Genomic DNA, 24,131 nt, shown 5'->3' with positions numbered 1-24,131 from the left:
AGAATAACCGCAGCTGGCAGCGTCACCTACTCGCGGGTAGTAACCGCGGACGCGACGCGGGGACGACCGCGGTCATACACTTGCGCCATGCTTGCCGAACAGGCCGCTCAGGCGATCGCCGAACGTACGGGAGTGCCGCGTCATCGCGTGGCGGTGGTGCTGGGATCGGGGTGGCAGGAGGCAGCGGCCGAGATCGGCGCGCCGCATGCCTCGATCGCCATGCCGGAGTTACCCGGCTTCGGTAAACCCAGCGCGCAGGGCCACGGTGGGATGGTCCATTCGGTGCCGGTGAACGACAACAACGTGCTACTGCTGATGGGTCGTCAGCATCTGTACGAGGGCTACACGCCCCAGCAGGTGGTGCACCCGGTGACCGCGGCGATCGCGGCAGGCGCCGAGATCGTGCTGCTCACCAATGCCGCGGGCGGGATCAGGCCCGGTCTGCAGGTCGGTGAGCCGGTGCTCATCGCCGACCATCTCAATCTCACCGCGCGCACGCCGCTGGAAGGCGCCCGATTCGTCGACCTGGTCGACGCCTGGGACCCGGAACTGCGCACCCTGGCCAGGGAGATCGACCCCAGCTTGACCGAGGGTGTCTACGCGGGCCTGACCGGTCCGCAGTACGAGACGCCCGCCGAGATCCGCATGCTGGCCACGATCGGTGCCGATCTGGTCGGCATGTCGACGGTGCTCGAGGCGATCGAGGCGCGCTCGCGTGGGGCCAGGGTGCTCGGCATCTCGCTGGTCACCAATCTGGCGGCAGGCGTCACCGGTCAGCATCTGTCGCACGCGGAGGTGCTCGCCGAGGGCCAGGCCGCCGCGCCCCGCCTCGGCAAGCTGCTGCGCGGGATCCTGGAGCGCGTGTAGATGCTGCGCTTCGGGACCGCGGGCCTGCGCGGACCACTGCGCGACGGCCCGGACGGCATGAATGTGACCACGGTGTCGCGGGCGACGGCCGGTGTGGCGGCCTGGCTGCGCGAGCGGTGCCTCGGTGGCGGCGCGGTGGTCGTCGGGCGCGACGCCAGGCACGGGTCGGCCGAGTTCGCGACCGCGACCGCCGAGATCTTCACGGCGGCAGGCTTTCCCGTGACGCTGCTGCCCGAGCCGGTGCCGACACCGGTGGTGGCCTTCGCCGTCCGGCAGCTGGGTGCGGTGGCGGGGGTGCAGATCACCGCCTCGCACAATCCGCCCGCCGACAACGGCTACAAGGTGTACCTGGACGGCGGCTCCCAGCTCATCGCGCCCGCCGACACCGAGATCGAGCAGTGCATCGACGCGGTCGTCGAACCTGTTGCGCGGGAATCTGTTTCCCCCTCCGGCGCAGAACTGGTCGACCGCTACCTCGCGCGGGTCGCCGAGCTGCCCGGTGTCCTCGGTGGCGAGGGCGAGCGGGCCCCGGTGCGCATCGCGCTGACCCCGCTGCACGGCGTCGGTGGCGAGCTCGCGGTGCGGGCGCTGGCCGCGTCCGGGTTCACCGACGTGCACGTCGTCGACGAGCAGTTCGCCCCCGACCCCGACTTCCCCACCGTCGCGTTCCCGAACCCCGAGGAGCCCGGCGCCGCCGACCTGCTGCTGGCGCTCGCCGAGCGGGTCGACGCCGATCTCGCGATCGCACTCGATCCCGATGCCGATCGCTGCGCCGTCGGCATCCCCGGCCCGCACGGCTGGCGCATGCTGCGCGGCGACGAAACCGGCGCCCTGCTGGCCGATTACGTCCTGCGCACCGCGACCGCCGACCCCCTGGTGGCCACCACCATCGTCTCCTCGCGCCTGCTCTCGAAGCTGGCCGCGGCCCGATCGGCCCGCTACGCCGAGACCCTCACCGGCTTCAAATGGCTGGCCAGGGCGGGCGATGGCCTCGTCTACGCCTACGAGGAAGCCATCGGCCACTGCGTCGACCCGGCCACGGTCCGCGACAAGGACGGGATCTCCGCCGCGGTGTCGGCCGCCGACCTCGTCGCCCTGCTGGAGGCCGACGGCCGCACCTTGCAGGACGAACTCGATTCCTACGCGGTCGAGTTCGGCCTGCACGCAGGCGACCAGGTGTCCCTACGCCTCCCCGACCAGGCCGCAGCGAGCACCCTCGCCGCCACCCTGCGCGCGAACCCGCCCAGCGAAATCGCGGGCACCCCGGTGAAATTCACCGACCAGGCCGAGGTCCGCGGCCGCTTGCGCACCGACGCCCTGATCTTCGACGCCGACGACTTCCGCATCGTCGTCCGTCCATCGGGCACCGAACCAAAACTCAAGTGCTACCTCGAAGTCTTCGGTCCGGTTCCCGACGCCACCACCCTCCCGCAGGCACGCACCACGGCCGCCCACCGCCTCGCCGAGCTGGCCGCCTACTGCCGGTCCCTCGGCGACCGCTGAGAATTCAGCGCGGGCCGAACTGGCGGTCGCCCGCGTCGCCGAGGCCGGGGACGATGTAGGCGTTCTCGTTGAGTTTCTCGTCGATGACGGCGGTGACCAGGCGAACCGGCAGGCCCGAGTCGGCCAGGGCGGCAACGCCTTCGGGGGCGGCGACGACGCAGACCGCGGTGATGTCGGTGGCGCCGCGGGCGACAAGGAGTTCGAGGGTGTAGCGCATCGAGCCGCCGGTGGCGAGCATCGGGTCGAGCACGAAGACGGGCAGGCCGGTCAGGTCGGCGGGCAGCGATTCCAGGTAGGGCACGGGCTGGTGGGTCTCCTCGTCGCGGGCGATGCCGACGAAGCCCACCCTGGCCTGGGGCACGAGTTCGGCGGCGGCGTAGACCATCCCGAGGCCGGCGCGCAGCACCGGAACGAGTAGCGGCGGAGCGGCGAGGCGGATGCCCTCGGTGACCGCCACCGGCGTGTCGATCGATTCCCGCACCACCGGCGCGTCACGCAGCGCCTCGTACATGAGAATGCCGGTGAGGTCGCGCAATGCGGTGCGGAAGGCGGCGTTGTCGGTGCGGACGTCCCGCATGATGCTCAGCAGGGTCGCGGCGAGTGGATGGTCGACGGTGTCGGTGCGCATGAAAAAACGATAGGGTCGCGAGGCGCTCCGGGGTACGACTGCTGGGGATATTTTTTGCGGTCGTGGGAACCGAATGCGGCCCCGGTGCGTCGAAGCAAGTGAGTGACATACTCTGCCCGGGAACTCGAGGATTGGGGGAAGTTCGATGCGCAAGATGTCGGCCGATGCCGAAGGTATCGTCGCCTATAGCGCGACCGCCGAGGTCATGGCCACCGATTTGGCAACGGCGGCAGCCGGTTCGGTCGCCTCCGATCCCACCCTCCTCGGTCCGATCATGGGCCTGATCGGTGGCGATTTCGTCACCGCCTACGCGGCGGCGCACGCGGGCCATGTGGCCGCGATCGGCCAGCTGTCGGCGGTCATGGCGAGCATGGGCGTGGCCACCGCGAGCGCGGCTACCACCCTCGTCGACACCGACGTCGACAACGCGGCCCCGCTCACTTCGGCCGCCGGCGACATCGGTGTCGAAGCATGATCGACGTCAGCGGATTGGCCCAACCGCTCCTCGACCTGCTGTCCAGCTTCGGCACCGGCGTGCTCGGCACCGGCGGCGCGTCCGACGGACTGCGCTCGACCTCGACCAACCTCGATCAGATCTACGACCTCGGCCGCAACGCCATCAACAACGTGAACACCGCGTGGGACGGCATGGCGGTCGACGCTGCCACCTCCAAGGCGCTGCGCGTGCAGACCTCCTCGGCCTCCCTGTCCGATACGGGCAACGAGATGGCGACGGTGCTCGATCAGGCCGCGGCCTACGTGGAGACCGGGCAGAAGGACCTCGACACCGTCGTGAACTCCTTCCTCAGCGATGTGTCCGCGCTCAGTCCCACCCTCGGCACCCCCGTCGGTCTGGCCGCCGTGGTGAGCTCGGCGATCGACCACATCGGTCAGGGCCTCGGCGTCGTCAGCCGGGTGCAGGACGAGCTGAGCACCCAGACCGCGTCGATCCAGGAACTCACCCCAGCCCCGTCGAGCACCTCGCTGGCGAGCGCGTCCTCGGGCGCGACCAGCCTCGCGTCGTCGGCCTCGAGCCTGCTGTCCGGCACCGGCGGTTCGGTGCTGAGCGCCGTCTCCTCCGGCTTGTCGAGCGCACTGAGCAGCACGTCGAGCGGCTCGAAGTCGGGTACCAACGGCACAACCAACAACGGCGGCAAGACCTCGACGGGGTCGTCGTCCGGATCGTCGACAGGGTCCGACGGAACCGGCGTCAAGATCACCCTGCCCGACGGCAGCACCGTCGAAGCGCCCAACGAGGAGGCGGCGACCGCGGTCCGCTCCGCGATCAGCGCGGTCGGCACCCCGTACGTGTGGGGTGGCAACAGCCCAGGCTCCGGCATCGACTGCAGCGGGCTCACGCAATACGCCTACGGCGAGGCCGGGGTCGAGCTGCCCCGGCTCGCGCAGGAACAGCACATCGGACATCCTCAGGTATCCCCCGGTGACCTGATGCCGGGCGATCTGGCCGTGTGGGACGGTCACGTCGCCATGGTGGTCGGCAACGGGCAGCTCGTCGAGGCAGGCGACCCGGTCTCGATCAGTGACATCCGAACGGAGAACATTGGCATGGAGTTCTACGGCTTCTACAGGCCCACCGCATGACCGGCACGCCGATCCCCGAGGTTCCCAATGTGGAGTCCGCGGTCAGCACCAACCGGTCGGGCACGATCTCGGTCCGCGCGACCAGCATGGGCCTGCCGATCGCGATCAAGTTCGAGCGCAGCGAATACCAGTACGGTGCGCAGGCGCTCGCCGATGAGATCCTGCGCCTGACCCGGCGCTCGACCATCGCGGCCGCGGCCCGCCTGCGGGAGATCTACAGCGAACAGGCGCAGATCCCCGACGAGCTGCTGGACCGGATGAACCTGCCCACCCGGCGCCAGGCGGTCGACGAGCTCGATCGCATCGACGACGCCGACACCGGTCAGACGAGTTGGATGAGGCCACTGTGAGTGCGGAAATGGATGCCCTGGTCGCCGGTGTCACCGGCAAGCTCGAGGCGCTGGAGGCGGCGCTGTACGGGTTGAAGCAGGTCAACGGGCGATTCACCACCGAGGACGGACTGGTCACCGCCGAGGTGAACAGCGACGGCGCACTGGTCGCGTTGTCCCTGGACGAGGGGATCACGGCGCTGGCACCCGCCGAGGCAGCGCAGCTGATCCTGACGGCGTGCAAACAGGCCACCGAGAGCGCCGGTGCGGCACGTTCCAACATCATTGCGACACTGAACGAATCGCTCACGGGGTCCGCGCCGCAGGGGTCTGAGCAATTAGCACCCGGGCCGGATAGTGCCCGGCGCTGAAGGTCGATAGGCTTCGCGTCATGGCTTCTGGAGACATCGTCCCGATCGAGCTCGGTCTGACCGATGGCGATCTCGTCACCCTGTGGGCACCGCGCTGGCGCGACGGTGACGACGAGTGGGAGGCGTTCCTCGGTCACGAGGACGACCTCTACGGTTTCGAGTCCGTTGCGGAGCTGGCGGCGTTCATCCGCACCAACACCGACAACGACCTCGTCGACCACCCCGCCTGGGCGATCATCGCCGGGCTCTCGGCCGCGGAACTGGAGCCGGAGGAGAACTTCACCTTCGATCTGGTCGCCGTGCCCGAGCTCGCCGCCGGCGATCCTGACGTCGATGTCGTCGGCGAGCTCGAGGACACCCTGGCGATGGTGCGCAACATCGGCGAGGTGTGCGAGCTCGATGTGGTGACCAAGTTCTTCGGCTCCAACCCGGTGCTCGGCGCGCTGGCAAGCGGCGCGAACACGTTCGCGGGCCGCGACGGCGAGGAGCTGTGGGATCAGGTCGGCGCCGCGATCGTCAAGGGCTGGGACGACGTGCTCGACGCGATCGACAGCGTCGTCAGCACGCCCGAGGTCGACGCGGCCGCGATCGCCGTCGCCGAGGCCGAGCTGCTGGCCGCCGAGGAGAACGTGGTCGACGCCGACGACGTCGCCGAGGAGGACGAGGAGTTCGAGAACGTCGACCTCGACGCCGAGGACGACGAAGACGAGGACGAGTCGTTCTGGCACGAGGTCGGCATCGACCCGGTCAAGATCGTCACCTCCGACGGCGAGCAGTACACCCTGCGCTGCTACCTCGACGACGAACCGATCTTCCTCGGCAACGGCCGCACCATCACCGTGTTCGGTTCGGAGCGCGCGCTGGCCCGCTACCTGGCCGACGATCACGAGCACGAGCTCGCCCGCGTCTCCACCTTCGCCGAGGTGCAGACCGCGGCGGTCGACGGTTCGCTCGAGGTCGAGGTGACCGACGAGAACGTCTACGTGCTCACCGGTCTGGTCGACGATCTCGCCGAGGGCCCGGAAGCGGTCGACGTCGAACAGCTCGACCTGGCCGTCGAACTGTTCAGCGACGCCGCCGACTACGCCGACGACGACAGCGTGGAACAGGCGCTGGCACCGTCGACTCCGCTCGGCTGGTACATCTCCTACCTGCTCAACCCCGACCCGAACCGGATGGCGCCGAACCCGCCGTTCGCCGCCGAGGCACAGCAGTTCCGTGACCTGCAGCGCGCTTTCGAGGCACGGCTCGTCAGCGAATAGCCGTCCCGCCTCTCCGCGATTTCAGGCCAGACTCAGGAGCGTTACCGGTAGCGACGCGGCTTCCGGTAACGCTCCGAGCCATTTCAGCCCGTCCCCGGTGAGTTACCCATGTCCTCGCCTCATCCCAGCAGCACCGCGTACCCCGGCTTGATCACCTCGTCGATGATCTTGAGCCGGTCCGGGAACGGGATGAACGCCGACTTCATGGCGTTGATGGTGAACCGCTCCAGGTCGCTCCAGCCGTAGCCGAAGGTGTCGACCAGTTTGAGCATCTCCTCGCTCATGGTGGTGTCGCTCATCAGCCGGTTGTCGGTGTTGACGGTGACCCGGAAACGCAGGCGGGCGAGCAGGTCGAACGGATGCTTGTCCAGCGAGGGCACAGCGCCGGTCTGCACATTCGACGACGGACACAGTTCCAGCGGAACCCGCATGTCGCGCACATAGTTGGCGACCAGGCCGAGCTGAGCGTCCTCGATATTTCCGGGCACGGTGATGTCGTCGGTGATGCGCACGCCGTGGCCGAGCCGATCGCAGCCGCAGAACGCGAGCGCCTCGTGGATGGAGGGCAGGCCGAACGCCTCGCCCGCGTGAATCGTGAAGTGCGCGTGGTTGGCTCGCAGATACTCGAAGGCATCGAGGTGCCGGGTGGGCGGGAAGCCTGCCTCGGCGCCCGCGATGTCGAAGCCTCCGACGCCACGATCCCGGAACCGCACCGTCAGCTCGGCGATCTCCCTCGACCTGGCCGCATGCCGCATCGCCGTGAGCAGACACGTCACCCGGACGATGTTGCCCTGCGCGGCGGCGATCGCCTCACCCTCGCGGAACCCCTCGATGGTGTGCTCGACGACCTCGTCGAGGGTGAGCCCATTCTCCAGGTGCTGCTCGGGCGCGAACCGCACCTCGGCATAGACCACACCGTCGGCAGCGAGGTCGATCGCGCACTCGCGCGCCACCCGACGCAGCCCCTCCGGGGTCTGCATCACGGCAACCGTGTGGTCGAAGGTTTCCAGATACCGCTCCAGCGACCCGCTGTCGGCGGCGTCGCGGAACCACGCCCCCAAACTCTCGGCGTCGGAAGCGGGTAATTCGTCGTAGCCGCAGTCGGCGGCGAGTTCCAGCACCGTCGCGGGCCGCAGACCACCGTCGAGGTGATCGTGCAGCAAAGCCTTCGGTGCGCGTCGGATCGAAGCAAGGTCAAGGGGCGCCGGTCCAGTCATGTTTAGACGGTAGCTGGTCCGCCTCCCCGCGTCTTCCAGCCAGATTAAGTGCCGCTGTCGATTCGCCGGCGGCCGGCAGAACACGAGGTGGCGCAGTCAGCCGATCCGCCCGAGTACCAGCTCACCGGGCTTTCCATCCGGAGCGGATTGAATGGTTACCGCGTCGACGAGTGCCGCCAATGCCCCCTCGAACGCCTCCGGGGTATCGGTGTGCAGGGTGAGCAACGGCTGACCCGCCACCACAGAATCGCCGGGTTTGGCGTGCATTTCGATGCCAGCACCCGCCTGGACCTGTTCCCCCTGCCGGGCACGGCCCGCGCCGAGCCGCCAGGCGGCGATGCCGACGCCCATCGCGTCGAGCCGGGTGAGGACGCCGGTGGATTCGGCCCGGACGACCTCGGTGTACCGCGCCACCGGCAGCGCCGCGTCCGGGTCGCCACCCTGTGCCTGGATCATCGCGCGCCAGTGGTCCATGGCCCTGCCGTCGGCGAGGGCGTCGGCGGGGTCGATGTCCAGCCCGGCCTGGGCGACCATTTCGCGGGCGAGGGTGAGGGTCAGTTCCACCACGTCGGCCGGTCCCCCACCCGCGAGCACCTCCACCGACTCGGCGACTTCGAGCGCGTTGCCCGCGGTCCGGCCGAGCGGGGTGTCCATCGCGGTGAGCAGCGCGACCGTGTGCACGCCGGCGTCGCGGCCCAGCTTGACCATCGCGGACGCCAGTTCCCGCGCACCGTCGAGGGTCTTGAGGAACGCGCCGGACCCGACCTTCACGTCCAGGACCAGCGCCGCCGTGCCCTCGGCGATCTTCTTGCTCATGATCGAGCTGGCGATCAGCGGAATCGACTCGACCGTGCCCGTGACGTCGCGCAGCGCGTAGAGCCGCTTGTCGGCGGGGGCCAGATCCGCGCCCGCCGCGCACACCACGGCGCCGATCGCCGGGTCGGCCAGGATCTCGCGCATCCTTGGCACCGTGACATCGGCCCGCCAGCCCGGGATCGACTCGAGTTTGTCCAGCGTGCCGCCGGTGTGGCCGAGTCCGCGGCCCGACAGCTGCGGCACCGCCGCCCCGCAGGCCGCCACCAGCGGGGCCAGCGGCAGGGTGATCTTGTCGCCGACGCCGCCGGTCGAATGCTTGTCGACGGTGGGCCGAGGCAGGTCGGTGAAGTCCATCCGGCTGCCGGAGGCGATCATCGCCGCGGTCCAGCGGGCGGTCTCGCGCCGGGTCATCCCCCGCCAGAGGATCGCCATGGCCAGCGCCGACATCTGCTCGTCGGCCACGATCCCCCGCGTGAACCCGTCCACCACCCAGTCGATCTGCGCATCCGACAGCTCGCCGCCGTCGCGCTTGACCCTGATGACCGATACCGCGCTGTGGCCGCCTCCCCGCGCCTTCAAGCCAGACCCAGGCACGGGCGGGCTCGCGTCGGCGACTGGCGGCAAGTGCGTGGAGCGTTCGTTCGTCCCCGACGAGTTACCCATGTGCACACTAAATCAGTGGCTACGCGCCTTTGCCAGTCTGACCGGCCGCCAGATCGTCCGGCCCGAACGCGTACGGCAGCAGCTCGCTCAGCGCCTTCGGCCCCTCCGCGTGCGCGACGAGCAACTCGCCCCCACCGTGCTCGAACAACAGCTGCCTGCACCGCCCACACGGCATGAGGATTTCCCCTCGGGAATCGGTCACCGAGACCGCAATGAGACGCCCGCCACCGGTTGCGAATAAGTTACCGACGAGTACACATTCGGCGCACAGGGTTAGCCCATATGAGACATTTTCCACATTGCAACCGCTCACAATTCGACCGGCCGTCGTGAGAGCTGCCGCACCGACCGGGAAACCCGAGTACGGCGCATACGCCAGGCCCATAGCGTGAATTGCCTTGTCATGCAAGGTATTCCAGTCGATTTCGCGCATCGCGAACCTCCAGCCGATCCCGCCGAACGCGTCGGCAATCAGGCCTCCGCACCAGTATCCGGCATCGAGAAAGGTAAACCTAACTCGGCTGATTCGCACGCAACGCACGGCACGCCGAATTAGTTCCGCGAAACAGAGAGGATTAGAGTCAGCCAAAGATCGGTTCAGGTTCCCGGCGGCGGGCCAGCGCTCGAGAACACAGCGCAGCCACCTGGGCATTTGCCTCTCCACGCACGCCGGCGTCGGATCTGTGACCGGGTCCATCAACGACGTTGGAGGCACCGCACTCTATGACCACGATAGAAGCTCCGGCTCCGGCCCAGCCGAAGCGGAAGAGCCTGTACCGCGGCGACCCCGGCATGTGGTCGTGGGCGCTGCACCGGATCACCGGTGTCACGCTGTTCTTCTTCCTCTTCGTGCATGTACTGGACACAGCGCTGGTCCGGGTCAACCCGGATACCTATGACCACTCCATCGCCATCTACAAGAACCCTGTGGTCGCGTTGATGGAGATGGGGCTCGTCGTCGCGGTCCTGTTCCACGCCCTCAACGGCGTCCGCGTGATCCTGGTCGACTTCTGGTCGCAGGGCCCCCGCTTCCAGAAGCAGATGCTCTGGATCGTGCTGGCCATCTGGGTTCTGGTCTCTGCCGCCGGCATCGGCCGCCAGTTCTTCTACCTGCTGACGGAGCACTGATATGTCTGCACCTGTCCTCGGCAAGTCCTACGATCGCCCCGCCAGCCTCGACGCCCCCCGGTCCCCTCGGGCGAACTCGAACGGCAACTTCGAGAAGTACGCGTGGCTGTTCATGCGCATCTCGGGCCTGTTCCTGATCATCCTGGTGCTCGGCCACATGTTCATCATGCTGATGATCGATGGTGGCGTGAACCGCCTGAACTTCGCGTTCGTGGCCGGTCGCTGGTCCAGCCCGTTCTGGCAGTTCTGGGACCTGTCCATGCTGTGGTTGGCTCAGCTGCACGGCGGCAACGGCCTGCGCACCATCATCGATGACTACTCCCGCAAGGACTCCACCCGATTCTGGCTCAAGACCATCCTGGTGGTCTCGATGATCCTCATCGTGAGCGTCGGCACGTACGTCATCTTCACCTTCGATCCCAACATCACCGGTTAGGAACAGGCCACCTCGCATGAGTGAATCCCGTCCGATTCAGGAGCATCGCTACGACGTCGTCATCGTCGGCGCCGGTGGCGCGGGTATGCGCGCGGCGATCGAGGCAGGCCCCCGGGCTCGCACCGCGGTCCTGACCAAGCTGTACCCGACCCGCAGCCACACCGGCGCTGCCCAGGGTGGCATGTGCGCCGCGCTGGCCAACGTCGAAGAAGACAACTGGGAATGGCACACCTTCGACACCGTCAAGGGTGGTGACTACCTGGTCGACCAGGACGCCGCGGAGATCATGGCCAAGGAGGCCATCGACGCGGTCATGGACCTGGAGAAGATGGGCCTGCCGTTCAACCGCACGCCCGAGGGCAAGATCGACCAGCGTCGTTTCGGTGGCCACACCCGTGACCACGGCAAGGCGCCCGTGCGTCGCGCGTGTTATGCCGCCGACCGCACCGGTCACATGATCCTGCAGACGCTCTACCAGAACTGCGTCAAGCACGACGTCGAGTTCTACAACGAGTTCTACGTGCTCGACCTGGTGATGACCGAGTCCGAGCGTGGCCCCGTCGCCACCGGCGTCGTCGCCTACGAGCTGTCCACCGGCGAGATCCACGTCTTCCACGCGAAGTCGATCGTGTTCGCCACCGGCGGCTCGGGCCGCATGTACAAGACCACCTCGAACGCGCACACGCTGACCGGCGACGGCATGGCGATCGTGTTCCGCAAGGGCCTGCCGCTCGAGGACATGGAGTTCCACCAGTTCCACCCGACAGGCCTCGCCGGCCTCGGCATCCTCATCTCCGAGGCTGTTCGTGGTGAGGGTGGCATCCTGCGCAACGCCTCCGGTGAGCGCTTCATGGAGCGCTACGCCCCCACCATCAAGGACCTCGCGCCGCGTGACATCGTCGCCCGCTCGATGGTGCTCGAGGTGCTCGAGGGCCGTGGCGCCGGGCCGAACAAGGACTACGTCTACATCGACGTGACCCACCTCGGCGAGGACGTGCTCGAGGAGAAGCTGCCCGACATCACCGAGTTCGCGCGCACCTACCTGGGCGTCGACCCGGTCAAGGAGCTCGTGCCGGTCATGCCGACCTGCCACTACGTGATGGGCGGTATCCCCACCCGCATCCGTGGCGAGGTGCTGCGCAACAACACCGACGTGGTCCCCGGCCTCTACGCCGCCGGTGAGTGCGCGTGCGTCTCCGTGCACGGCGCCAACCGTCTCGGCACCAACTCGCTGCTGGACATCAACGTGTTCGGCCGGCGCGCGGGTATCGCGGCCGCCGAGTACGCCCAGCGCACCGAGTTCGTCGAGATGCCGGAGAACCCGGCGCAGATGGTGCAGGACTGGCTGTCGCTGATCCTGTCCGACCACGGCAACGAGCGGGTGGCCGACATCCGCACCGAGCTGCAGTATTCGATGGACATGAACGCCGCGGTGTTCCGTACCGAGGACACCCTCAAGCAGGCCCTCACCGACATCCACGCGCTCAAGGAGCGCTACACCCGGATCACGGTGCAGGACAAGGGCAAGCGCTACAACAGCGACCTGCTCGAGGCCGTCGAGCTGGGCTTCCTGCTCGAGCTGGCCGAGGTGACCGTGGTCGGCGCGCTCAACCGCAAGGAATCGCGTGGCGGCCACGCTCGCGACGACTACCCGGACCGCGACGACACGAACTTCATGCGGCACACCATGGCCTACAAGGAGGGTCCGGAGCTCATCTCCGAGATCCGCCTCGACTTCAAGCCGGTGGTGCAGACCCGCTACGAGCCGATGGAGCGTAAGTACTGATGACTGCTGTAGCCGAACCCACCACGCAGAAGCCGGCCCCCGTTCCCGAGGGCTCGGTCATGGTCACCGTCAAGGTGGCCCGGTTCAGCACCGAGAACGACAAGGGCGCGTACTGGGATTCGTTCCAGGTGCCGGTCCTGTCGACCGACCGCTTCCTCAACGTGCTGATCTACATCAAGTCCTACCTGGACGGCACCCTCACCTTCCGGCGCTCCTGCGCCCACGGCGTGTGCGGTTCGGACGCGATGCGGATCAACGGTGTGAACCGGCTGGCCTGCAAGGTGCTGATGAAGGACCTGCTGCCCAAGGGCGACAAGCACCTCACCATGACCGTCGAGCCGATCCGCGGCCTGCCGGTGGAGAAGGACCTCGTCGTCGACATGGAGCCGTTCTTCGACGCCTTCCGTGCCGTCAAGCCGTACCTGATCACCTCGGGTAACGAACCGACCCGCGAGCGCATCCAGTCCCAGCACGACCGCGCCCGCTTCGACGACACCACCAAGTGCATCCTGTGCGCCTGCTGCACCACCTCCTGCCCCGTGTACTGGAGCGACGGCAGCTACTTCGGCCCGGCCGCGATCGTGAACGCCCACCGCTTCATCTTCGACAGCCGTGACGAAGGCGCCCGCGAGCGTCTCGACATCCTCAACGACGTCGAAGGCGTGTGGCGCTGCCGCACCACCTTCAACTGCACCGACGCGTGCCCCCGCGGCATCGAGGTCACCAAGGCCATCCAGGAAGTCAAGCGGGCCCTGCTCTTCACCCGCTGACCTCCCCCGGTCCGGCGAAGGCCGCCTTCATCTTTCGATGGAGGCGGCCTTCGCCGTGTTCTCGGCGTTCGCCCAGGTAACTCAGCCTGCGTAGCCGAAGACCGGGTAGTGGTCGCTGTAGTCGGTATAGGTATATGTCGTGCCTGCGCTGGTGACGCTCCAGCTCGGGCTCTTCGCTCGGCGGGTTTCGTTGACGTAGCGGCCGGGGACCGGGTGGCCGTTGATGGGCAGGACGTAGTCGAGGTGCTCGGAGGCGTATTCGGGACTGTATTGGTCGACACAGACAGTGTTGTCGCGGCAGTCCCAGGAGAACGGGTGACCGGAATGCTCGGGGCCGACGGCACCGAGTTCGGCGAGCATGGACGGGTATTCGGCGCTGGATTCGATCACGTTCATATCGCCCGCCACATACACCGGCTCAGTGGCGGGGATACGTTCCGAAGCGAGGAAGGCCTTGATCTGGGCGCGCTGTTTGGCCCGCATCTGACCGGGTTGCCCCGAACTGCACCCGTCGTCTTCGGACTGCATGTGCGTGCCGATCACGTGCACCGGACCGCTCGGCGCGGCCAGTTTCACGTAGGCGAAGCCCTTGTTGGAGAACCAGTCCGCGCCGCACGCGTCCTTGTACACGAACTGGACCTTGCGGCTGATCGGCCAGCGGCTGACGATGGCGACGCCGCCGTCCTCGGGCGTGGTAGCGGAGTACGACCCCTGGGTGGCATCCCAGCCGGAGCGGGATCGACCGACCACGGGCGTCTGGTTCGGGTAGGTCTGCTTCAGATTGTTCAGCAGCCGGTCGCCACCCTCGTTGTGGAACAGCTCCTGGAGCACCACCACGTCCTGGCCGGCCAGGACGTTCTGCTGGGCAACCAGGTCGGCGCGCTGCTCCTGCCCCCAGTTGGGGTAGAGGGCTTCGGGAAGCATGAACACGTTGTAGGAAGCGATCTTCGGATCGGCTTTCGGCGCCGCGGCCGCGGGTGTGGCGACGTGCAGCAGCGCAGCGGTGCCGCACAGGACGGCGAGTATCAAGCGTTTGAACATGAGGCATTTTGATCATGCGATCACTACACCGGCGAGCGCTCGGCATCCTCGACATCAAAACGTTACATGCAACGTAACTTTGTAATCCCCAATTCAGGGGGTGTTGGTGCGCAGTGCGGGCCGACGACACCGAGCGGCGGCATCGAGAACCGCAGAGCGCTAGGGGCAACATGCGGTCACCGGGTCGATCGACGGTATCGACGTCCTGCCCGGATCGGTGCTACTCGTCGGCGGACTCGCGACGATGATCGTCGGCACGATCGGATGGTGGCTCATCGGCGCCTTCGCCGAGCGGGTAGGCGAAGACCGCTAGATGTAGGGGGCTGCGGCGTCGAGGACGGCGGTGCGGTAGGGGCGGCCGAAGAGGATGGCGTGGGCAAGGAGGAGGGGGAGGGCGTGGAGGGGGATGCGGGATTGCCAGTCGGGGGCGAGGGGGTGGATGTCGTTGTAGGCGGCGATGATTCGGGGGAAGTGGGGGGCGGCGCCGAAGAGGGTGAGGGTGGCGAGGTCGGTTTCGCGGTGGCCGCCGTGGGTGGCGGGGTCGATCAGCCAGGGGGTGTCGGCGGGGCCCCAGAGGACGTTGCCGGGCCAGAGGTCACCGTGGATGCGGGACGGGGGTTCGGGTGGGGCTTCGATGTGGATCGATTCGACGGTGGCGGCGTCGGCGGGGTCGAGGGCGCCCGCGTCGACGGCGAGTTTCAGGTACGGCAGGATGCGGTGCTCGCGGTACCAGGTCGGCCAGTCGTCGCCGGGAGTGTTGTCCAGGGGTAGGCCGCCGAGGAAGCCGTCGGTGGTGGCGCCGAAGGCCGGGGCGCCCGCTCGGTGGGTGTGCGCCAGTGCCGCGCCGAATCGTTCGGCGGCCGCGCGACTCGGGTCGGCGTGGTCGATCCACTCCATCAGCAGGAGCTCTTCGGTGACCGCGTAGACCTCGGGCACCGCGACACCGCCCGCCTCGCGCAGCCAGCGCAAACCCTGCGCCTCTGCCGCGAAGAGACCGGCGGGCGCAGCCGTGGACTCAGCCGTCGGCGCGGCGGAAGCGCCACCCGGCCAGGTCTTGAGGAACAGGTGCGTCCCGTCGTCGAGCACGATCCGCTCGGCGACACAGATCGAGCCACCCGTGACAGGTGTCGTGCGCAGCCGCTGATGCGCGAGAAAGGTCGGCAGCAGATCCGGGTGCGCTCGCAGAAACGGCAGGTCCACGCGGCCATCTTGCCCATCCGGCGGCGAGCACGGTCGGCGAACCGCCCGAATGCCGCGACCACTTTTTGTAAACAGGTATTACTAAACACTGTTCATAAACCCGGTCGGCGTGGTCTCATGGTCTCGGAACGTGTTCTACATCACCTGCGAGAGCGGCGTGACGGACCGGAGGAGACACCCGTGATCAGCCCCAACATCCCGGCAGGATTCGATTTCACCGACCCAGACCTGCTGGCCACCCGATTGCCGATCGAGGAGTTCGCCGAGTTGCGGCGGACAGCGCCGGTCTGGTGGTGCGCGCAGCCGGACCGGGCCAGCGGGTTCGACGACGGTGGCTACTGGGTGGTGTCCAAGCTGGCCGACATCAAGGAGATCTCGAAGAATCCCGACGACTTCTCCTCGCACGAGAACACCGCCATCATCCGGTTCAACGAGGAAACCACCCGCGAGCAGATCGACATGCTCGGCAACATGCTGATGCTGAACCTGGATCCGCCGCAGCACACCAAGATCCGGCGGATCGTGTCCAAGGGATTCACGCCGCGCTCGGTGGAGAATCTGCGGGCGGCGCTCACCGAGCGGGCCGAGCGGATCGTGTGGGAGGCCAAGAAGACGGGGCGGGGTGACTTCGTCGAGCAGGTCGCGTGCGAACTGCCGCTGCAGGCCATCGCCGAGCTGATCGGCGTGCCGCAGGAAGACCGGATGAAGCTGTTCGACTGGACCAACCAGATGATCTCCTACGACGATCCGGAGTTCGAGGGCAATCACCACACCGCGACGGCCGAGGTCATGGGCTACGCCTGGAACATGGCCGAGCAGCGGCGCGGGTGTCCCGCGTCCGACATCGTCACCCAGCTGGTCAACGCCGACGTCGACGGCGAGCACCTCGGCTCGGACGAGTTCGCGTTCTTCGTCATCCTGCTCGCGGTCGCGGGCAACGAGACCACCCGTAACTCGATCACCCACGGCATGAAGGCCTTCGTCGACAACCCCGACCAGTGGGAGCTCTACAAGGAGCAGCGCCCGCGCACCGCACCGGACGAGATCGTGCGCTGGGCGACACCGGTGACCGCGTTCCAGCGCACCGCCACCCGCGACCTGGAACTCGGCGGTCAGCAGATCATGAAGGGCCAGCGGATCGGATTGTTCTACAGCTCGGCCAATTTCGACGAGGAAGCCTTCGCCAACCCCTTCGAATTCGATGTGCTGCGCAACCCCAACCCGCACGTCGGCTTCGGCGGCACCGGCACGCACTACTGTGTCGGCGCCAATCTCGCCCGCCTCGAGATCGACCTGATGTTCAATGCCATCGCCGACGCGATGCCGAATCTGCGCCAGGTCGCCGATCCGGTGCGGCTGCGCAGCGGCTGGCTCAACGGCATCAAGCGCTGGGAAGTCGAATACGCTTGAACCGAGACGTGATCGAGGGGGTAGCCGGGTGACGGGCAAGGCGCGTGGCCGTGCGCCGGTGGTGACCGATGCCGATATCCGGCGGGTCTCGCGGGCGCTGCTGGCCGAGCAGGGTCCGGACGCGGTCACTCTGCGGGCGATCGCCCGCGAACTCGGGGTCACCGCGCCCGCGCTGTACCGGCACTACGCCTCGCGCGACGAGTTGATCGAGCGGATGCGGGTGGAGTTCTGCGCCGATCTGGCCGAGTACCTCTCGGCCGAGATCGAACCGCTGCCCGACGACGGCGCAGTGCAGTTCCTGGCCATCTGCCGGGGGTTCCGGCGGTGGGCGCTGGCGAATCCCAGGGAATTCACCCTGGTGTTCGCCTCGCCCACCTCGGGCCGGTCGATGATGCGCCGCTTCGACGAGCCCTTCGGCCGGATCTTCCTCGCCGCCGCGGGCAGGCTGCTGGCCGGCTTCGAGATCGCGACCCCGCCGGGCGAGACCATCCCTGCCGAACTCCGCGACGACCTCATCGGTTTCCAGACCGAACTGCTCGCCATGCTCTCGGAGTCCGGGCAGAAGTTCCCGGCCGAGAAGCTGGATCTCGGCGTCACGTACCTGATGGTGCAGATCTGGGCCCGGCTGTTCGGCCATGTCACCCTCGAGGTCTTCGGCAACTACCCCATCCCCCTGGCCGACCCGGAAGTCATGTTCGACGCCATGCTCGCCGACTTGGCCCGCACCACCGGTTTCGCCGGCTGAAAAGTCCTGGTCGCGAGTTCGATCGCCACGGACGTCTCGACTCTGTCGGTGCGGTGGGTCAAGATCGAGCGGTAACCGAGAGGGACGGGGAGTGACTGGCGATGGAGCGCGAGCAGTTCGTGCAGACCGTGATGACGAGTGTGCGGGCCCACGGGGTCGGTGATGCCGAATACTCCGCCGACGAGTTCAGCGTGCATCACAGCGACGGACGGGTTATCTACCTGGACAACATCTTTCGCGAGTGCCAGCACCTGGACGCCGAGGAGAGCGGCGAACGGATCACCGCGTTCGTCGCGGCGATGACCAGTTCGGACGAGGTGCCGGAGGACTGGGATTCGGTCCGGCCGATGCTGCGCTCGGTGCTGCGGCCGGTGACGCTCGGCCAGGACGGACCGCGGCCGCTGCATCGGGCGGCGTTCCCGTTCATCGACGAGGTGGTCGTCGTCGATCTGCCACGGACCCGGTCGTTCGTCTGCGTCGACCAGCCCGCGACATGGGGTGTCACCGCCGAGCAGGTGTTCGCCGAAGCGCGGAACAATCTGGCGGCGCTGTCGCAGCCCGGCTCGCCCGACGACCTGCAGATCCTGCGGTTCGTCGACGACGGGGATTCCTACTTCGCCTCGTGGCTGCTGGTGCCCGGCTGGCTGGCCGGATACGCGGGCGGAGAGTTTCGCCCGGTCGCCTTCATCGCCGAAAACGATTCGCTGCTGGTCGTTCCCGACGATCCGGAGCTGCTGGTCGAGGTGTTCGAGATGGTGGAGCAGCAGTACCGCGACGCCGCGCGCCCGGTGTCGCCGCAGGCGTACACGGTGAACGAGGACGGCGCGGTCGTCCCGTTCGACGAGGCGGGCGAGCACCCGTCGATGCCGCTGGCGCTGCGGGCCCGCGCAGGCCTGGCCGCGACCGAGTACAGCATCCAGACCGACTACCTCAACAACACCTTCGAAGAATTCCTGGAACTGCCCGACCTCGACATCGACCCCGCCTACGCGGCCACCGTCAACTACGAGGAATCCACCGACGGCGCCTTCACCTCGGTCGTCTGGGGCGAGGGCGTCGAATACCTGCTCCCCGAAACCGATGTCGTCCGCTTCCTGCGTCGCGACGACAACAACGAAGTCGAACTCCTGTGCACCGTCCCCTTCCCCACCGTCGTGGAAATCCTCGGCCTCACCCCTCTCCCCACCCTCGAGCCCACCCGCTTCGAAGCCCGCCACTGGCCCGACTCCACCGCCATCGCCCGCCTCGTCGCCGCCGACATCGAACAGTAGGGCTCACTCCAGAGGCGGGGCGGTTGACCAGGTTTCGCCTGCGATGACGAGGTGGTCGAGGTAGCGCAGGCCTACGGTGGTGGCGGCTCGGGTGAGCAGGGTGCTGGCGCGGCGGTCGTCGGGGCTGGGGGTCGGGTCGCCGGAGGGGTGGTTGTGGACGACGGCGAAGGCTCGGCCGTCGTGGCGCAGGACGGTGTTGAGGATTTCGCGGACGGGGACAGCGACGTGGTCGATGGCGCCTTCGGCGACGAAAGCGCGGTGGCGCAAACGGTTCTGGGTGTCGCAGATGAGGACGAGCAGGCGCTCGACTCTGGCGCCGGCGAACAGGGGTACCGCGACGCGGGCGATGTGGTCGGGGGTGGTCAGTTGCGGCACCGATTCGGTGGTGCGGGAGCGTGTGCCGAGGTGGAACGCGGCGATCACGGTGGCCGCCTTGGCAGGGCCGATGCCTGCTCTGCGGGCCAGTTCCTCCGGTCGCGCCGCGGCGAGCTCGGCCAATCCGCCATATTCGCAGAGCAGTTGGGCCGCCAGCTCCAGCGCGGAAAGTCCCCGTGTGCCCTGTCCGAGCAACAGCGCGAGCAACTCACCGTCACTCAGCGCGTGCGGGCCGAGTAGCAGCAGCCGCTCGCGCGGGCGCTGGGCGACGGGCAGATTCGCGATCGGTACCGACATCGTTCCCCCTGCGGATCGGCGACGATGACGATGATCCCAGCAGGTACCGACAGATTCGCGACGCAGCTATCCTTCGGCCACCGGTTCGGCGCCGACGACCGAGTCGGCCGGTGGTGCGCTGAAGATCGAATCGGCCATCAGCCGCTCCAGATTGCGAAGCTGGCGCTCGTGCACGACGATGCGCCGCAACGCCTCGTTGACGGTCGCGTTGCTGTCGGCGGTGCCCATGATGTCGGCTGCCGCGGCCAGCAGGTGCTGATCGAGATCTATCCGCAGGGATCGCAATCGTCCTCCTTCGTCGGTCGCAATCTTGCGTTATGCGCGCCGCGCGCGTCCGCCGATTCACCGCGTCGTTACCGAATAACCGCGTTCGCAAGTACGCACAGCAACCGCGCGGAACCGCGTCGATCACTCGTCAGCAAGCGCACAGAAAACGCTGATGATCGTCGGAATCAGCGGTCGAGCCCCATCCGAACTGTGCAGTTTGCACAGTTGTGCGCGTCGTTGTTGTCGCCATGGCTGCGCGGTGCTTGCCTGGAGGCATGTTCTCCGAGGCACAGCTGTATTCGCCGGTGACGCGCGAGCGCGACGGCGATGTCACCGTGCACCTGAGCTCGGATCACCCCGGCGTCAACGACGAGGTCTACCGCGCGCGGCGCAACGCCATCGCCGCGATGGCACTCGACTACACGGTGGGCAACCCGATACCGCACGTCGACTACACCGACGAGGAACAGCAGGTGTGGCGGATCGCCTCGGCCGAACTGGCCCGCAAGCACGAGATCTACGCATGCGGCGAAGTGCGCGAGGCAGCGGCGAACCTGGCCCTTCCGCACGATCACATCCCGCAGCTCGACGAGGTCTCCATGCTGCTCAGGCCGCTCACCGGCTTCAGCTATGTGCCTGCCGCAGGCCTTGTTCCGTTGCGCGAGTTCTTCGGCTCCTTCGCCGAGCGCACCTTCCACTCGACCCAGTACATCCGCCACCACTCGGCCCCGCTGTACACCCCGGAACCCGACGCGATCCACGAGATCATCGGCCACGCCAGCCAGATCGCGAGCCCGCGCTTCGCCGCGCTGTACGAGACGGTCGGCGCGGCGGTCGGCCGCTTGCAGACCCAGACCGCGCTCAAATTCCTGGCCGACGTGTTCTGGTTCTCGCTCGAGTTCGGCGTCGTCCGCGAGGGTGACGAGATCCGCTGTTACGGCGCCGGATTGCTGTCCTCCTACGGTGAGATCGACGAGTTCCGCCACGCCCGGCTACGCCCGCTCGACGTCGCCGAAATGGGCACCATCACCTACGACATCACCCACTACCAGCCGGTGTTGTTCTGCGCGGATTCGGTGGATCAGATCGTCGATGTGCTCGGCGAATTCTTCGCGACCATGGACGACGAGACGCCGGCCAGACTCGGGCACCGCCCGCACCCGGTGGCATAGATCCATTCGAAAACGTTGTTACAGAACACAGTTCGACATTCTTCGATTCTCATCTACTGAGATCTGACAGGCGCGACGGACTGATCGGCTGTTATTTTCGACCGGTTCTTCGAGCTTTTTGAAAGGGTCGGGTAGACCGAAAATGACTGTGGATGTGACAGATACGCAAGCCGATCAGAACCCCGAGCCGGAAGCGCCGCTGTGGCTGCAGGGCCGCGAAGCGGTGATCGCCGCCGCGGCGCCGGAGGAATGGCGCGGCAACGTCCCCGACTACGAGCTGAGCCACGAGGTGATCCCCCGCGAGCGCAGCACCTCCCACGCGCCCGGCTCGCTCGAGGCGATCGTCGAGGACCTGGTGAAGGTCTTCGAGATGGAGGTCTCGCACAAGGGCGATCCGGCCACCTGGCTGTCGGTGGTCGCCGAGCAGTACCGCGGCCGGGTCAACGGCGGCGAGTGGCAGGACGCCGAGGAGTTCGCGCGGATCGGCAGCTACAACATCCTGATCGGCGACAACCCGTTCTACGAGGCGGCGAACGAGACCTTCGAGTCCTCGCACAAGGTCTTCCACACCGCGTTCCCCGGCGGCTTCTTCTGGGAGGTCATCGAGGTGCTGTCCGGCCCGCCGACCGTGAGCTTCCGCTGGCGGCACTGGGGCAGGTACGAGGGCGAGTACAAGGGCCACCAGCCCACCGGCGAGCAGATCGAGATGTTCGGCGTGACCATCGCCCGCGTCAGCGAGGATCTGCGCATCCTCGAGCTGGAGCACTTCTACGACAACAACAAGCTGCTCGGCCCGCTGGCCCACGGCTGCCCTGTGCAGCACGGCAAGTCGGAGTGATCAGGCCTGATCGTCGAACGGCAGGCCTGCCTGCAGGAATGTCAGGGCGTCGCTGACGTTGGTGACATTCATCGGAGTGGCGGGCGCGATGGCGAGCATGGAGCCGATCATCGCGCCCGCGGCTACCCGCACATCGAAATCGTCCGCGGACCGACCCGTGTAGTCGGCCAGCATCTGGGCGGCGAGTTCGATACTGCGCAGAAATTCCAAACCGATCGCCGAGCGTAGTTCCGGCACGTGAAACAGCAGCGCCTGCCGTTCCTGCTCGAAGGCGAGGTCGGCGGGCGACATCCGCCCGAACACCGCCGCTGTCGCGGTGCGGATGGCGGTGATCGGATTCAGGCCGCGCGGGAGCGTGGCCAGCTCCTCGATCATCACCGGGTCCTGGTCGTCGGCGACGACCAGCTGTTCCTTGGTCGGAAAGTAGCGGAAGAAGGTACTCGGGGACACCTCGGCCGCCGCCGCGATCTGCTCCACCGTCGTCTCGGTGTAGCCCTGTTCCCGGAACAGCCGGAACGCCTCGACCCTGATGGTTCGGCGGGTCCGCTCCTTCTTCCGCTCGCGTAGCGACATCTCAACCGACATGTATCGATTCTGCCGCATCCGAGTCGGTCACCGGTGCCGTCGGTCGCCGCAGCCCCAGCGCGGTCACGAGTCCGGCGACCAGACACAGCGCCGCGCACAGCCCGAGCATCGTGTCCATGCCGGCGACGAAAGCCTGCTGCACCTGCCCCAGCATCGCCGGATCACCGGTCTCGCGCGCGACCGCGACGCCCGCGTTGACACCGTCGGAGATCGGCGCACGGTCGAGCGCGCCGAGGTCGGCCCGGTACCGGGTGGACAGCACGGTGCCGAGTACAGCCACGCCGATGGTGCCGCCCGCCTGCCGAAGCGCTTGCAGCAGTGCCGAACCCGAGCCCGAACGTTCAGCGGTCAGCTCACCCATCGCCAGGCCGACCGCGGCGGGCATGACCAGGCCCAACCCTGCGCCGAGCACCGTCGTCCACAACGCTGTCAGCCCGTAACCGCTCTCGACCGTGGTGAACGCGCCGAGGCCGAGGCCACCGGCGAGCACGAGCAGTCCGGCGGTGATCACTACCCGCACGCCGAGCCGGGGCAGCAGCAGGTCGACCAGTCTGCTGCCGATGACGAGTCCACCGATCAACGGCAGCAGCCGCAGCCCGCTGCCGAGCGCGTCGACGCCGAGCACGGCCTGGAAGTACTGCGGGACGGTGAAGAACATGCCGAACATCGCGAAGCTGACCAGGATCGAGATCGCGGTGCCCCACCGGAAGCCGGGCGCGGCGAACAGCGCGAGGTCGATCAGCGGATACTCGGTGCGGCGCTGCCACCACAGGAACACGGCGAGCGTCGCCGCCCCTGCCGCGACGACGAGCCAGCCGGCCAGGTCGTCCCAGCCGCGTTCACCGATCCGGATGAAGCCGTAGGTCAGCCCGAGCATGCCTGCCGCCGAGAGCAGTGCGCCGAGGAGATCGATGCGAAAAATGGTGTCGCTCCGCGATTCCGGCACCAGGGTTGCGACGGCCAGCGCGCCGATGACGACCAGCGGCACATTGATCAGGAACACCGATCCCCACCAGAAGTGCTGCAGCAGCCAGCCGCCGAGGATCGGGCCGAGCGGCAGGCCGATGGCGGTCGACGTGACCCAGATGGTCAGCGCGCGTTGCCGCTCGACGGGGTCGGTGAACAGCACCGGCAGCACCGACATCGACAGCGGTATCAGCGCGGCGGCGGCGATGCCGAGCACCACCCGCGCCACGATCAGCTGGCCGGCCGATGCGGCGACCGCGCAGGCCACCGAGGCCGCACCGAACAACACGAGCGCCGCGAGCAGGACTTTCTTACGCCCGTACCGGTCGCCGAGCGCGCCCGCGGGCAGCATCAGCGCGGCGAGCGCGAGCGTGTAGGCGCTGCTGAACCATTGCAGCGCAGCGGTATTCGCGTGCAGGTCGACCGCCAGGGTCGGCAGCGCGACAGTGAGCACCGTGACGTCGAGCCCGATCGTGAGCATCGCCATGGCGAGTGCGCCGAGGGCGAGCCAGCGGCGGGTGGATTCCGTCCGCATATCTCCTCCAAAATGAGAGTTACTTTCTTTTGCTAGTAACTCTCATTTGAT

26 protein-coding genes are annotated in these 24,131 nt (G+C 67.6%); 16 read left to right on the top strand and 10 right to left on the bottom strand.

All coding sequences use genetic code 11. The features are described from left to right. Positions 1-87 precede the first annotated feature (87 nt). Together ACWF9G_RS01775 and ACWF9G_RS01770 are read left to right on the top strand one after the other, a co-directional pair. A complete protein-coding gene (locus ACWF9G_RS01775) occupies positions 88-867 on the top strand; it encodes a purine-nucleoside phosphorylase (RefSeq protein ID WP_452512902.1) in 780 nt (259 codons plus the stop codon). Beyond that, positions 868-2,370, top strand: a complete 1,503-nt coding sequence (locus ACWF9G_RS01770) for a phospho-sugar mutase (protein WP_452512901.1) — start codon at positions 868-870, stop codon at positions 2,368-2,370. Between the two features lie 4 nt (positions 2,371-2,374). Here ACWF9G_RS01770 and upp read toward each other — a convergent pair whose 3' ends face one another. Next, positions 2,375-2,998: a uracil phosphoribosyltransferase gene (gene upp / locus ACWF9G_RS01765; protein ID WP_379303372.1), complete on the bottom strand. Its 624-nt coding sequence runs from the start codon at positions 2,996-2,998 to the stop codon at positions 2,375-2,377. 145 nt (positions 2,999-3,143) lie between these two features. On the opposite strand from upp, the gene ACWF9G_RS01760 reads away from it, so the two are divergent. From ACWF9G_RS01760 to ACWF9G_RS01740, 5 genes are read left to right on the top strand one after another with little or no spacing between them, the layout of a single operon-like run. Then, entirely contained in the window at positions 3,144-3,473 is a 330-nt protein-coding gene (locus tag ACWF9G_RS01760; protein WP_379303374.1) for a type VII secretion target, read from the top strand. After that, positions 3,470-4,600, top strand: coding sequence for a C40 family peptidase (locus ACWF9G_RS01755; RefSeq protein WP_452512898.1), 1,131 nt, complete (start codon positions 3,470-3,472; stop codon positions 4,598-4,600). The genes ACWF9G_RS01760 and ACWF9G_RS01755 overlap by 4 nt, the downstream gene beginning before the upstream one ends. Next, positions 4,597-4,950 carry a hypothetical protein gene (locus ACWF9G_RS01750; RefSeq protein WP_379303377.1) on the top strand — a complete coding sequence of 118 codons (354 nt, stop codon included), beginning with the start codon at positions 4,597-4,599 and terminating at the stop codon, positions 4,948-4,950. The genes ACWF9G_RS01755 and ACWF9G_RS01750 overlap by 4 nt, the downstream gene beginning before the upstream one ends. 8 nt (positions 4,951-4,958) lie before the next feature. Further along, positions 4,959-5,300, top strand: a complete 342-nt coding sequence (locus ACWF9G_RS01745; RefSeq protein ID WP_452512896.1) for a YbaB/EbfC family nucleoid-associated protein — start codon at positions 4,959-4,961, stop codon at positions 5,298-5,300. Positions 5,301-5,320: 20 nt separating this feature from the next. Further along, complete coding sequence (locus tag ACWF9G_RS01740; protein ID WP_379303381.1) at positions 5,321-6,562, top strand: primosomal protein; 1,242 nt, start codon at positions 5,321-5,323, stop codon at positions 6,560-6,562. 119 nt (positions 6,563-6,681) lie between these two features. Here ACWF9G_RS01740 and ACWF9G_RS01735 read toward each other — a convergent pair whose 3' ends face one another. From ACWF9G_RS01735 to ACWF9G_RS01725, 3 genes are all read right to left on the bottom strand, one after another. Continuing rightward, positions 6,682-7,779, bottom strand: a complete 1,098-nt coding sequence (locus ACWF9G_RS01735; protein ID WP_452512893.1) for an adenosine deaminase — start codon at positions 7,777-7,779, stop codon at positions 6,682-6,684. A 96-nt stretch (positions 7,780-7,875) separates the two neighbouring features. Continuing rightward, entirely contained in the window at positions 7,876-9,258 is a 1,383-nt protein-coding gene (locus ACWF9G_RS01730; RefSeq protein WP_452512892.1) for a thymidine phosphorylase, read from the bottom strand. Between the two features lie 19 nt (positions 9,259-9,277). Beyond that, positions 9,278-9,691 carry a cytidine deaminase gene (locus ACWF9G_RS01725; RefSeq protein WP_379303387.1) on the bottom strand — a complete coding sequence of 138 codons (414 nt, stop codon included), beginning with the start codon at positions 9,689-9,691 and terminating at the stop codon, positions 9,278-9,280. 290 nt (positions 9,692-9,981) lie between these two features. Between ACWF9G_RS01725 and sdhC the strand changes: the two genes are divergently transcribed. Genes sdhC through ACWF9G_RS01705 form a run of 4 tightly spaced genes read left to right on the top strand, consistent with a single transcriptional unit; the run spans position 9,982 to position 13,378 of the window. Beyond that, positions 9,982-10,386: a succinate dehydrogenase, cytochrome b556 subunit gene (gene sdhC / locus ACWF9G_RS01720; protein WP_379303389.1), complete on the top strand. Its 405-nt coding sequence runs from the start codon at positions 9,982-9,984 to the stop codon at positions 10,384-10,386. A 1-nt stretch (position 10,387) separates the two neighbouring features. Continuing rightward, positions 10,388-10,822 (top strand): succinate dehydrogenase hydrophobic membrane anchor subunit, encoded by a 435-nt coding sequence (locus ACWF9G_RS01715; RefSeq protein ID WP_379303391.1) that lies wholly within the window; start codon positions 10,388-10,390, stop codon positions 10,820-10,822. Positions 10,823-10,838: 16 nt separating this feature from the next. After that, complete coding sequence (gene sdhA / locus ACWF9G_RS01710; protein ID WP_379303393.1) at positions 10,839-12,608, top strand: succinate dehydrogenase flavoprotein subunit; 1,770 nt, start codon at positions 10,839-10,841, stop codon at positions 12,606-12,608. Continuing rightward, the gene (locus ACWF9G_RS01705; RefSeq protein ID WP_379303395.1) at positions 12,608-13,378 is read left to right on the top strand and encodes a succinate dehydrogenase iron-sulfur subunit; all 771 of its coding nucleotides are present in this window, start codon (positions 12,608-12,610) and stop codon (positions 13,376-13,378) included. The genes sdhA and ACWF9G_RS01705 overlap by 1 nt, the downstream gene beginning before the upstream one ends. 81 nt (positions 13,379-13,459) lie before the next feature. Here ACWF9G_RS01705 and sph read toward each other — a convergent pair whose 3' ends face one another. Then, complete coding sequence (gene sph, locus ACWF9G_RS01700) at positions 13,460-14,419, bottom strand: sphingomyelin phosphodiesterase (RefSeq protein WP_452512889.1); 960 nt, start codon at positions 14,417-14,419, stop codon at positions 13,460-13,462. 309 nt (positions 14,420-14,728) lie between these two features. Then, a complete protein-coding gene (locus ACWF9G_RS01695) occupies positions 14,729-15,619 on the bottom strand; it encodes a fructosamine kinase family protein (RefSeq protein WP_452512887.1) in 891 nt (296 codons plus the stop codon). Between the two features lie 180 nt (positions 15,620-15,799). On the opposite strand from ACWF9G_RS01695, the gene ACWF9G_RS01690 reads away from it, so the two are divergent. From ACWF9G_RS01690 to ACWF9G_RS01680, 3 genes are all read left to right on the top strand, one after another. After that, complete coding sequence (locus ACWF9G_RS01690; protein ID WP_452512885.1) at positions 15,800-17,029, top strand: cytochrome P450; 1,230 nt, start codon at positions 15,800-15,802, stop codon at positions 17,027-17,029. Between the two features lie 28 nt (positions 17,030-17,057). Beyond that, entirely contained in the window at positions 17,058-17,774 is a 717-nt protein-coding gene (locus ACWF9G_RS01685; protein WP_379303409.1) for a TetR/AcrR family transcriptional regulator, read from the top strand. 101 nt (positions 17,775-17,875) lie between these two features. Continuing rightward, positions 17,876-19,045, top strand: a complete 1,170-nt coding sequence (locus ACWF9G_RS01680; RefSeq protein ID WP_452512884.1) for a hypothetical protein — start codon at positions 17,876-17,878, stop codon at positions 19,043-19,045. A 3-nt stretch (positions 19,046-19,048) separates the two neighbouring features. Here the strand turns inward: ACWF9G_RS01680 and ACWF9G_RS01675 are convergent, their stop codons facing one another. Together ACWF9G_RS01675 and ACWF9G_RS01670 are read right to left on the bottom strand one after the other, a co-directional pair. Beyond that, entirely contained in the window at positions 19,049-19,717 is a 669-nt protein-coding gene (locus ACWF9G_RS01675; RefSeq protein WP_379303413.1) for a JAB domain-containing protein, read from the bottom strand. Positions 19,718-19,783: 66 nt separating this feature from the next. Continuing rightward, positions 19,784-20,002, bottom strand: coding sequence for a type II toxin-antitoxin system VapB family antitoxin (locus ACWF9G_RS01670; RefSeq protein WP_189030839.1), 219 nt, complete (start codon positions 20,000-20,002; stop codon positions 19,784-19,786). A gap of 257 nt (positions 20,003-20,259) precedes the next feature. On the opposite strand from ACWF9G_RS01670, the gene ACWF9G_RS01665 reads away from it, so the two are divergent. Further along, positions 20,260-21,156 (top strand): phenylalanine 4-monooxygenase, encoded by an 897-nt coding sequence (locus tag ACWF9G_RS01665; protein ID WP_452512881.1) that lies wholly within the window; start codon positions 20,260-20,262, stop codon positions 21,154-21,156. A 154-nt stretch (positions 21,157-21,310) separates the two neighbouring features. After that, positions 21,311-21,994 carry a SnoaL-like polyketide cyclase gene (locus tag ACWF9G_RS01660; protein ID WP_452512880.1) on the top strand — a complete coding sequence of 228 codons (684 nt, stop codon included), beginning with the start codon at positions 21,311-21,313 and terminating at the stop codon, positions 21,992-21,994. Here ACWF9G_RS01660 and ACWF9G_RS01655 read toward each other — a convergent pair whose 3' ends face one another. Beyond that, the gene (locus tag ACWF9G_RS01655; RefSeq protein WP_452512878.1) at positions 21,995-22,579 is read right to left on the bottom strand and encodes a TetR family transcriptional regulator; all 585 of its coding nucleotides are present in this window, start codon (positions 22,577-22,579) and stop codon (positions 21,995-21,997) included. Then, positions 22,569-24,080, bottom strand: a complete 1,512-nt coding sequence (locus ACWF9G_RS01650; protein ID WP_379303421.1) for an MFS transporter — start codon at positions 24,078-24,080, stop codon at positions 22,569-22,571. The genes ACWF9G_RS01655 and ACWF9G_RS01650 overlap by 11 nt, the downstream gene beginning before the upstream one ends. Positions 24,081-24,131: the final 51 nt, after the last annotated feature.

It is taken from the genome of Nocardia sp. NPDC055029, assembly GCF_053608525.1.
This window is presented reverse-complemented; position numbering and strand designations above follow the sequence as displayed.